This is a genomic window from Bacteroides sp. An279 (assembly GCF_002159615.1).
GTDB classification, from domain to species: Bacteria; Bacteroidota; Bacteroidia; order Bacteroidales; family Bacteroidaceae; genus Phocaeicola; species Phocaeicola intestinalis.
The window spans coordinates 1-11133 of record NZ_NFJA01000109.1 but is presented as its reverse complement, the minus strand read 5'-3'; the positions used below and the strand labels follow the sequence as shown (position 1 = coordinate 11133).

The following is an 11133-nucleotide window of genomic DNA, read 5'->3' as shown; positions in this document are numbered from 1 at the left end:
AGTTTTTCTTGGCTTGATGTGTTCGTTTTCGTGTGTGCTTTGGGCGATTTTTTGGTCCTTTCCGCTTCTGTTCTTCGTCAGATAGCCCGCTATCTTCCTCATCACAGAAACAAAAAATGCCTCGAAAACTCATCCCCAATCATCGCACGATAAATTCAGAACAGTTTCTTATTTGTAACTTATAATGTGTCGGTATGGAATCCCAACTTGAGGAGTAAAACCGCTATGTGTACGTAGGATACAAGGTTTTATGATATGGCAGTTCTTGGTCACAACGATGTAAGATTTTACTCAATAATGCCAATCAGGAGTTAAAAGGGAGTTATAGGTAGTTATCGCCCGCCAATGCGGCTGGGAGTTAGAAGCCAATACCTTTTGCACCGCTTTCAGAAGTAAAGCTATTGGCTTTTAACTCCTGAACGAAGTGATAACTCCTGTGAAACATAACTACGTTTAACTTCTGATTCGCATAAATAATGATTTTGTAGTGCATAAATAGTACATATATTGTGCAACAGACATTGTTATTTGAATGAAAAATAGTAATATTGCATTTGAATAACAATATAGGGAATGAAAAACATCATTCTAAATCAACGCAAGGAACGTGATGGACTGGTCGTTTTGAATATATGGATGTCCTGACGCATTTTAGAAGTATAGAAGAACTGACGAAAACGCTTTCACGTGAGCAAAGATTGCTAAGTGAGATGTTTGGGAAGCGGAAGCTTATGAAGTTTCCGTCGGGGCTTGCCATTGACCTTGTCGGAGGAAATGAACAAAGATTGAGAAAGCTGGTTGATTATGGTGTGCTGGTGGAATCCGGAAATGCGGTTGAGATTGAGAGCGACTATCTGAACTTCTTTGAGGAAGTGCTGAATGTCAATGAGGAAATTAGCGTATTAAGCGTACAGGAATGTATCAACACCCTGAAAGAGAATATCGGTTATTTCTTGCAAGAGACGAATCCCAACCGCAAAGCCGGATATCAGGATAGTGTGCGGCAACTTTTAAAGAAGACCGGATTCAGGACCCTGAAGAATGTGGTGGATTTGAAGCGTAATATGGACAATGCCTATAAGCAAGAACCCAATTATGTCATCAAAAAGAAGAAACTGGAGAATCTGGATGAAAAGAGCCATAGCATTCGTGCCATGATACGTGAATGTGAAAAACTGATGGATAATGAACACGCCTTTTTCATCATGGCCAATGATCCGCACATGGCAAAGACCTGTAGCGATGTGAAACATGATTTTGTAGAAGCCTATCATGCGCTAATGGAAATTGACAGACAGATTATTTCCTATATCAATCAGATAGACCTGCAAAATCAACTTTACAAAAAGATACGGAAGTTGAAGTTCCTGCAAGATCAGTTGCTTATCAAGACCGATACGAACCTTGTAAAAGTTCTGGAAGAAAGGAATCCTCTTTGGATGGAATCCCGCCAATATAATAAGATTCGCCTGTCTTTAGAAATGCTAAGGGAAAACGATCAGGTAGTAAAGTTGCTGAGACGAATTGCTGAACGGAATGGGGTACAGAAAACAGCCAGAACGGAAGCCGGGCCTCTGGCAGAGGAAGACTTGCAAGAACATATCCGGCAATTGAAGGAGGTGGATTCTGCCGAAGTCTGGAATGCATTTTTAGCATCAAGTTATAATCTGTTTGAATTCATTCTGAGGTATGACTATAAAGTAAAACGTAGCATAGAAGAACATGCTACCCTCTTCTGTCAGTTGGTTATCTTGCATCCTGATGAATGCCGGATAACAGGCGAATATGCAATTTATCAAGACATTGAATATCCTATAATTTATGCGAAATAATACTCAAAGAATATACGAGCGGTTAAGCCGGGGAGAGTTTCTTTCGGTAGACAGTGCAGATGCCTCTGTCCGTCATCTGTATGAGGATATCGAGGAGAATTTGGAAGATTATACAGAATACTTCAAGGAAATCGGTCTGCAACTGGAATCTGGTAATGGTTACTTCTATTTTTCAAGAATAGGAGAGGGTAAACAGACGATAGAGCAGAAATTGGACAGCTTTTCAAAATGGCTTGACTATCTGGATTTTCTGAAATGCTATAATCAGTCATTTGCTGCAGGATATCAGTTCCGCAAAAGTCATTTGACAGAACAGATCAGTCTGGATATCGAACTGAAGGAAAAGGCAAACCGTTTGTTCAAGAAATACGGTGTGGGGTCTAATGTTGAAATAGTAAACAAACTGCTTCAGGAAATGCAGAACATGGGCTTTGCAGAGTGTATCAGCGAACTTGATGAGACCTTTAAGGTTACTTCGGCATTCCGCTATGTCGAAGAATTGGTTGAAATAATTCAAATTGCAAATGAAGATGAAATACCTGAATAAGATTATTTTTATCAATAGTGCCAATATTCCGTATGCAGAGATATCTGTAGACGGGAATGTGCATTTCACAGGGACTCAGGGTGTCGGTAAAAGTACGGTATTGAGGGCACTGCTGTTTTTCTACAATGCGGATAAACAGCATTTGGGTATTCAACAGGGACAGAAATCGTTTGATGAATTTTATTTTCGCCAGTCAAACTCTTATATACTTTATGAAGTGATTCGAGACAATGGCGCATATACGATACTTGTCGGCAGATATCAGGGACGCGCTTCATGGCGGTTTATTGATGCACCTTATCAGCGTGAATGGCTGATAGACGATGACAAGCAGGTATTGAGTGACTGGGTGAAGATTCGCGAACGTATAGACAAAGACGTAGCTGTTTCTGCAAGAATCGAGTCTGGTGTGATGTTTAAGGATATAATCTTCGGCAACACTCATGACCATAAATATGCGCGTTATGCACTGGTGCAGAGCTCGCATTATCAGAATATCCCACGAAGCATTCAGAATGTCTTTCTGAATACCAAACTTGATGCGGACTTTGTAAAGAATACGATTATACAATCCATGACTGATGAGGATTTGCCGATTGATTTGCAGACCTACAGACGACTTGTTACAGATTTTGAGCGGGAGTATGACGAGATAGACTGTTGGTTCCGGCAAACACGTGATGGCAGTTACCCTGTGCGTCAGCAAGCATTGAAGATAGCTGAACAGGGCCGTACAATTGTAGCACTCGACCAGCAGTTGTCTGACGTATGGCACATGCTCAATCATGCTGTAGCTTATAGTGAAAAGCATATACCTCTTTTGGAGATAGAAGCCGCAGAAGTTGAAGCGGACATAGAGAAAGAGCATAACCGTGAAAAGGAACTTACGGCAGAATATGATAAAGAAAAAGACGCACTCAATCAGGACCTTGGTGCCCAAAAGGGTAAATTGAAGGAAATAGCACAGGCAAGAAAGTATTTCGCTGACGAGGGTATTGATGACAAACTCGCTCTTGCCGGTCGTGAGTCTGCTATCAGACAGGAGGCTGCTGATAAACAAACGCTATTGGATGATTTGTTGAAAGCTTATGCATCGATAGAAGAAAAGTACAACATTGCAAGAGGTAAACTGGAAAATGCACGTCAGGCGTTTGGGAACATGCAGAAAGAAGCATATTATCAGAAACAGACCGAACTTCAGATAAAGCGTAAGAGCTTGGAAGAAGAACGTACCAGAAACAGGAATCAGGTTATGGAGACTTTCAACAGCTGGCGACACGACTCTGACGAACGTCTGCAAATGTTGTTGACCGAACAGAACAGGACTGAAAATGCGCTGAAGGAACTCCGGCATTGGCATCCCAAAGCTACTGAAATAAAGCAAGTAGATGAGGAACTGCAACAATTGAATTTTACGGAAAAAGAGAATGCGGCCCAACAGACAGCGGTAAAAAATCTGATTGCCCGGATTACTGCCGAGTATGAGATGAAAGAAACGGAGATAAAACAAGCCTCTCAGCGTGAGCAGGAACGTCTTGACGCTGACCGTACACAAATGCGTGAACAAATCGCGAAGATTCATGATTTATTGGATCGTTTAGACGGTTCTCTTTACAAGTGGCTTTGTGAAAACGCTGAAGGTTGGGAGAACACGATAGGCAAAGTCGTTGACGAAGAGAGGATTCTATATGCTCAAGGGCTTGACCCTCAGTTGGACACTGTGGCTAATGGCATGTTTGGCGTAAAGTTAAACCTGGATAATATTGCCTCTGTGCATCGTACGCCTGATGAATATAGATTGGAGAAGAATAACCTGGAAGAGCAGGTACGGCAGATTAACCATCAGCTTGCGCAATTGCCTGTTACTCTTCAGGAAGAGATAGCTAAACTTGGCAAGAAATATGCTGTACAGGTCAATCCGCTTCGTCAGAAAATGACATCGTTGAAGGTGGAAGAAGAACAGGTGCCAGCCAAGCGGCAGAACCTGCAAAACCGCAGGCATAAGCTGGAGATGGAAGAACAGGAACAGATTGCCCGAGAAAAAGATGTTCGTGAACATTCCTTTAATGAGGCAGTACTGCATGTGAATTCGGAGAAAGAGGCGCGCAATAAGCATGAATTGAAAAATAAAAAGGACCTTAAGGAGCTCGATTCATCGTTTAACAAAGCAGCCAAAGCACTCGATGAGGAATTGCGTATTTTCAAGGAGTCGCAAGATGCTGTAGCGGCCGAACGTAATCAGGAATTCGTTGCACAGAAGCAACAACTCAACGAACAGCAGAAAGCCGAACTTGCAGGCAAGGGCGTTGATACGAACCTGCTCGAGCAATACCGCAGGGCTTTAAATGATTTAAAGGCTCTGTTGATGAGGATTGATGAAGAACGTTCAATTGTTATCAGATATCGCGACACAGAGCAAAATCTTTTTGCCAAGGAGCCGGAAATCAAAAAGGCAATTAAGACTATAGAGCAGCGGCTCGCCATGATACGTCAGCGTTATGAAGACAGGCGGACACGTATCGGGAAAAAATGTAAAGAAATGGAAGAGCGCCGGAAAAAGGTTCGTGGTGAACTGACGCATAGGAGAGAAGGCTTGATGTTTTATCATCAGATGGTAGAAAATGAGCATCTGGTGCCTGATGCTTTCCTCTCTGATGACAAGATGAAGAAGACCGAGTTGGATTGTCAGCAACTTTTAAGTCAACTTCGGGGCACAGTCAATCAGAAGCGTGAATCGATAGACAAGCTTAAATCCATAGTTGTCAGTTTCAACCGTAACTTCAAGCCCCAAAATGCTTTCCATTTCAATACAATGCCTGTAACAGACAATGACTATTTGGAGATTGCAGCGGATTTGCAGGACTTTATGGACAATAATAAAATCGAGGAGTTCCGCAGACGTACCAGCGAGCATTATAAAGATATTTTGGGACGTATCTCGGCGGAAATCGGTTCACTGATGAAACGCAGGTCGGATGTGGATGGGGTGATACAGGATATAAACCGTGATTTTATAGAAAAGAATTTTGCAGGAGTAATCAAGAGTATTGAACTCAGGGCAGATGAATCATCTGACAAACTCATGAAACTGCTTATATCCATTCACGATTATGCGGTAGAGAATGCTTTTTCTATCGGCGAACTGAACCTTTTCTCAAATAATAATCGGGATGAAGTGAACCGTAAGGTCGTAGATTATCTGAAGAGCCTGTCTCATCAGTTGCAGAACGAACCGAATCGTCCGACTGTATCTTTGGGGGACGCTTTCCGTTTACAGTTCCGTGTGAAAGAGAACGACAATGACACCGGCTGGGTTGAACGTATTAATAATGTAGGATCGGATGGTACGGATATTCTTGTGAAAGCAATGGTTAATATCATGCTCATCAATGTGTTTAAGAAAAAGGCTGCCAAAAAAAGTGGTGATTTTATCGTACACTGCATGATGGATGAGATAGGTCGCTTGCATCCTACCAATATAAAAGGCATTCTGCAGTTTGCCAATTCACGCAATATCTATCTTATCAACAGTTCACCTACATCGTATAATCCATACGACTACCGCTATACATACCTGTTAAGTAAGCATGGAGTAAGGACAAGGGTAGAGAAATTGTTGAAACGAATAAATTAATCGGATAATATGGCACTAAGTGCGCCTATACAGGCATTGTTAGCCGGTGAACTGGTTGCCGGGTCGAGGCTGAACAGTAAGTTGCTTGATGAGCTGTTGGCAGAAGGTCTGCTGTTGGTTGTATCACGTGGCTCAAGAAAATCATATCGTGCCCGTGATGCTGAGGCGCTGAAAAGATTTCTTGTAGATAAGGATGAGCGTTATCGCCTTCTCGAAGTAAATGCTTCAGATTCCCGTGCCACAATGGCTGCGGAGACAGGAAACTCCAAACTCGTCATGGTCCGTTCCTGTCCGGGATTTCCTGTAAACAGTTATGAACCTATTGAGTGTTTTCTTGACGAAAAACCGTTGGTGGTAAATCCGCAGGAAGGGAGTTTTCTTTTTGTCTCGGACTGGGAGAAGTTTACAATTCCGGAAGATGTAGTAGTGATTGGTATAGAGAATATGGAAAATTTCAGAATGATTCGCAGGCAGCGGACACTCTTTGATAGATATCTTCATAATCATGCTCTTTCAGATAAAGTACTTTTCGTATCCAGGTATCCGCAATCGACCGACCTTAGGAAATGGCTGTGTACTATATCCAATCATTATCTTCACTTCGGTGACTTTGATTTGGCAGGAATAAATATTTTTCTCTATGAGTTTCAGCAATATTTGGGCAAAGAACGTTCTTCCTACTTAATTCCGGATGATATAGAATCCCGTCTGAAGTCCGGTTCTCGGAAAAGATATGATGAACAGTATTACCGTTTCAAAGACATTAAGTCGGATGTGTGCGAATTACAACAGTTGATAGATTTAATTCATCATGAGCGAAAAGCTTATGATCAAGAGGGTTACATATGTTGTAATCCGTAGAAACGGATAAGAATTGAAAGTTATAAAAATACAGTTCAGTAAGGATAGTCTTGCTGAGCTGTATTTTTGTCTAAAACTTGCAGCAGTTATTTAGGACTAGTCAATCCTTTCTCTCTTTTGAATTACAAAAAAAGACTCACCCAGAGCGCGCTGTTCTTATGGGAAGCGGGGTGAGTATGTAGTTGCAAATTTAGTTGATAGATTTCATATTCCAATGTTTTTCCTTGAATTTTTCTGGGCAAATGAATGGTATTGTGGATGTTCAATATAGGTAGAGAATCGGTGCATCTCAAATCAGTAGGTTATGTTTCTCCATAGCGAACATATGACATTTGCCCAAAAAGTAATTGAAGGTGATAACAATTTTGACAAAAAGACACAGATTTGTCGAAATTGTCATAAAAGGCATACCGAATTTTTGCAAAAAATTCGGTATAGAATCAGGTGGGAATATTTCTTATAGGCTTTGTGCATGACAGAAAGAAGTCATAGAAAACGGGAACAAACAAATTTTGCCATATATCCCAAAATGAACCGACATCAGACCATTACGGAGGGAAATCTTACCAAGGTTCGGAGGAAAATCTATATTTGACCTAAGGAAAAGAAGAATTTTCTGACTCTAGTTAGGTGCATTTCCTGAAATCTTTTATAATTTTGCCATGCAATTGGAAATTTATAAAGACACGATGCAACATAATAGAATGAACATATTATCAAATATATCATATCGAAGCACATCATGCTTTGAGCGTATGCCATATGTTCAAACTTCAAGCATTGAATCCTTCGATAAATTCAAAAGCGCTTTCCAACGAACATATTATAAACAGGCTGGGATATATTAGATGCAGATATCCCTCCAGAATTAATTGAAGCCGTTGGAAAGTCCTTGCCAAACTTTTCAACGGTTTTATTTTGCCCACTGGTGACGTTCGCATCATACGACCTTCTCCGTCATTTCCGTCCATGGGTATTAGATTTTGTATGAACCGCGCAGTGATGCGCACAAAACTAAAGGAGATTATGAATTATAAATTTGACGGAAGCAGGGTGTTCTTTACATCCGACACCCACTTCAATCATACCAATATCATCAGGTTTTGTAACAGGCCTTTCAAGGATGTGGCCCATATGAATGAAACGATTATTTCCAACTGGAACCGCGTGGTCAGTCCAGATGATATCGTGTTTCACTTAGGTGACTTTTGTCTGGGAGGTTCTGCTGAATGGATAAACGTACTGAGCAGGCTGAATGGAAAAATCTATCTTATTATTGGCAACCATGACATAAAGAATCTGAGACAGGACTACAGGAAATACTTTGAACAGGTTGTGATGCAGATGTATATTGAGGTAGATAAGCAGAAGATCTATCTGAATCACTGTCCGTTCCTTTGCTATGGCGGTTCATACAATGGCACCTGGCAGCTTTTCGGACATGTACATACCAGCAGGCACAACACCGGGAAGGACGCTCCGAGGCTAAAGATGCTTTTTCCCACGCAGTATGATGTTGGAGTAGATAACAATGATTTCACCCCTGTCTCATTTGCACGGGTAAAGGCAATCATAGAGAAGCAGATAGAACAATCAAAGAAAGGAGAGCAATAAGATGAGGATACAATACATGAGCGATCTGCACCTGGAGTTCCAGGAAAACAGCAGATATTTGAAACATAATGAGCTGCCGGTTACCGGCGATGTACTGGTGCTGGTCGGAGACATATTCTACCTGAAAGACAAGGTGGCTCCACTGACAAAGTTCTGGAAATGGGCTTCAGAGAATTACCGACAGGTGCTGATTGTCCCCGGCAATCACGAATATTACAACTATTCGGATGTGATGGAACGGGGGCTGCAATGGCGGTGGATGTTCCGGGAGAATGTCGGCTACTATCAGAATCAGGTTGTTCGCATTGATGATACCGATTTCGTGCTGAGTACGCTGTGGTCACGGGTCAATCCGAACGATGAATATTTTGTATGGAAAGGCATGAACGATTTCCGTCAGATTAAGTTCAGTGGAAAACTACTACAGGTGGAGGAGTTCAACTGGATGCACGAGACCTGTATTGACTTTATTCGGAAAAGTATCAAGGAAAGTACGGCACCTCATATCGTAGTGGTTACGCATCACCTGCCGACACTTCAGGTAGTGGCTCAGCATCATAGGGATTCCGTGCTGAACAGCGCATTTGCCAGTGAATATGGAGAACTGATAGCTGACAGCCGGATTGATGCCTGGATTTACGGGCATTCGCATACCAATATCGGCACTGTGATTGGCGGAACCCGTATAATCTGTAACCAGATGGGATATGTTTTTGAAGATGAACACCTGATGAACGGATTTGATCCGAGCAAGTTTATTGAAATTTAATGGACATACAGAAATGTACGAAAGAAAGATCATAGATAGAAGGCTCCTTGCCGATTTGGCGAAGGAGGTTGGCTTGAACGCTTCGCATCTGGAGGCGTTGGGCGAAAGCCGCCAATGGGAGATTGCTGTTGATGGCGATATGTTGGAACGGCTGGTTGATATTCAACATCGGTTCGAGCGGTTGGCCGCAATGGGCGATGATGAATACCGGGGATTCTATATCGAGGTGCCGCGACCTACTCCGGAAGAATGGGGAGATGTTGAGGAGTTGATTGCTTTCGGGGAATATGACAGCCGGGAGGCGTTCTTAGCTGACTGGTTGGCATTCAACCCGATGGAGACCAGGTGGTTCCATGTTGCTTCGAACCGATACGTGGATTCCCGGTCAATCCGTGTTACGGACCGGAAGCGGATCAGCTTTATTATTACGAATGACTCCAAGTGCACGGATGCAGAGCCAGATAATACGTGGTGCAGAGAGAACCTGACCCGCCTCTTCAACTATCTGCAAAGGATGATTGATGTCGTTGTCTCGAATTCCGATGGGTTCAACGATTACGTGGCACATAACCTGCCGTACCAGCAGCGTACAGGACGGATTGCACAAAAGGTATTTAACCGCATAGTACCGAATTTCAAAATTGAGGTGGAAGATCGGGAAATGGCTATCAAGGCATTGGAGGAGTCGGTGCACTGGCATTCTGCCCCTCTTTTAGAAACCATGACCATCCGAAAGTATTGCACCTATTACCGCATTGCCAACGAGGTGTATGAGGCTTATCACCGGAAGCGTGGATTCAGGGGGCGTATCTATACAGATCCGCAGGATGTTCCGGAAGAATTGCGTGATGTAGTCTACTACAAGCGGAAGAAGTTCGGGGATGTAATGGAAATGTATGACATTGACAGTCCGGAGGATTTCATGCGGTTCGCAACTGACCATTACGGTGAACTTGGGCTTTCACGTCTGAATATCTTAGCTTCAAATGTTCAACCTCAGGGATGGAAGATTGTTGTTTCCAACAGTTACTCGTCCAATGTCGGGCTGGCTATTGAGGTGGCTACGGCTCTGTATAAGGCCGGGACACCGCTGCTGATATACGATGCAGAAAAGCTCCTGAAAATCCTGCTTGAAGAAGATTATGTGCGGCTGCTTCCCGACTCCTTTCACAACTATATGGGTTACCAGGAAGAGGGCACTGTCTATGAACTGCCGTGGAAATATGAATGTACGGACGATTCTAATTCGGTTCTGACTAAGGAGCAATATCAGGCGATTGTCTCTAATGTAGAATGGCAGGAAGTGGAGAAGCTTAGGGCTACTTAACTCTTATTTTTCATCGGCTGACGTACTTTGGCAATCTATTTGAAAATCGGTAGTATGCAAATTATCGGCACTGATTCGAAATAGTGCTGATAATTTGCTTGATTCTGATATTTGATAATATGATTCTTGACAACTTTCAACAGCCAGGCATTATCCGATTCGATAGAACTGTCCACAACCATATGGTTTATCAGGAGGAAGAAGCTGTTAATGGGCTATCATGTGAATATACATGTAGTGACAGACGGCAGACGTTTAAGTGATGAGGATGTTTTTATAATATTCCAATCAGAATATCAGTAAGCATTTGAACAAATGCACCTTTTACACTTTAAGGTTTTGTTGTAGCTTTGCGATAGCAAATACAATCAAACCTCAAGTATTATGAACAGACTAGAATTTGAAGAATTAGAACTGCAGTTACAACAAAGCGGACTGCCGGGATGAATGCCATCCTTTATATCAACAAGACCGGCTGCCAGTGGCGTATGCTTCCTTCTGACTTCGCCCCTTGGCAAACCGTCTATTACTACTTCCGCAAGTGGAAGC

At 42.5% G+C, this 11133-nt stretch carries 7 protein-coding genes and 1 pseudogene; all 8 read left to right on the top strand.

The genetic code is table 11. From position 1 onward, the window contains the following. Positions 1–632 precede the first annotated feature (632 nt). On the top strand, positions 633–1832 hold the full coding sequence (locus B5F78_RS14610) for a hypothetical protein (protein ID WP_087407048.1): 1200 nt from the start codon (positions 633–635) through the stop codon (positions 1830–1832). Continuing rightward, positions 1822–2379 (top strand): condensin complex protein MksE, encoded by a 558-nt coding sequence (locus B5F78_RS14605; RefSeq protein ID WP_087212630.1) that lies wholly within the window; start codon positions 1822–1824, stop codon positions 2377–2379. The genes B5F78_RS14610 and B5F78_RS14605 overlap by 11 nt, the downstream gene beginning before the upstream one ends. Then, complete coding sequence (locus B5F78_RS14600) at positions 2363–6013, top strand: ATP-binding protein (RefSeq protein ID WP_087407050.1); 3651 nt, start codon at positions 2363–2365, stop codon at positions 6011–6013. Before B5F78_RS14605 ends, B5F78_RS14600 begins: the two co-directional genes overlap by 17 nt. 9 nt (positions 6014–6022) lie before the next feature. Further along, positions 6023–6874: a DUF7281 domain-containing protein gene (locus B5F78_RS14595; RefSeq protein ID WP_087407047.1), complete on the top strand. Its 852-nt coding sequence runs from the start codon at positions 6023–6025 to the stop codon at positions 6872–6874. Positions 6875–7900: 1026 nt separating this feature from the next. Continuing rightward, complete coding sequence (locus B5F78_RS14585; RefSeq protein WP_087212640.1) at positions 7901–8488, top strand: metallophosphoesterase; 588 nt, start codon at positions 7901–7903, stop codon at positions 8486–8488. Position 8489: 1 nt separating this feature from the next. Beyond that, on the top strand, positions 8490–9257 hold the full coding sequence (locus tag B5F78_RS14580; RefSeq protein WP_087407046.1) for a metallophosphoesterase: 768 nt from the start codon (positions 8490–8492) through the stop codon (positions 9255–9257). Between the two features lie 13 nt (positions 9258–9270). Further along, on the top strand, positions 9271–10584 hold the full coding sequence (locus B5F78_RS14575) for a hypothetical protein (protein WP_087407049.1): 1314 nt from the start codon (positions 9271–9273) through the stop codon (positions 10582–10584). A 443-nt stretch (positions 10585–11027) separates the two neighbouring features. Further along, positions 11028–11133: pseudogene (locus B5F78_RS14570) on the top strand (transposase); the annotation flags it as partial.

Excerpts from the sequence above, each read along its gene's own strand:
- B5F78_RS14610 (WP_087407048.1), top strand. The coding sequence starts at position 633 with ATGGATGTCCTGACGCATTTTAGAAGTATAGAAGAACTGACGAAAACG.
- B5F78_RS14575 (WP_087407049.1), top strand. The coding sequence starts at position 9,271 with ATGTACGAAAGAAAGATCATAGATAGAAGGCTCCTTGCCGATTTGGCG.
- B5F78_RS14605 (WP_087212630.1), top strand. The coding sequence starts at position 1,822 with ATGCGAAATAATACTCAAAGAATATACGAGCGGTTAAGCCGGGGAGAG.
- B5F78_RS14580 (WP_087407046.1), top strand. The coding sequence starts at position 8,490 with ATGAGGATACAATACATGAGCGATCTGCACCTGGAGTTCCAGGAAAAC.
- B5F78_RS14585 (WP_087212640.1), top strand. The coding sequence starts at position 7,901 with ATGAATTATAAATTTGACGGAAGCAGGGTGTTCTTTACATCCGACACC.
- B5F78_RS14595 (WP_087407047.1), top strand. The coding sequence starts at position 6,023 with ATGGCACTAAGTGCGCCTATACAGGCATTGTTAGCCGGTGAACTGGTT.
- B5F78_RS14600 (WP_087407050.1), top strand. The coding sequence starts at position 2,363 with ATGAAATACCTGAATAAGATTATTTTTATCAATAGTGCCAATATTCCG.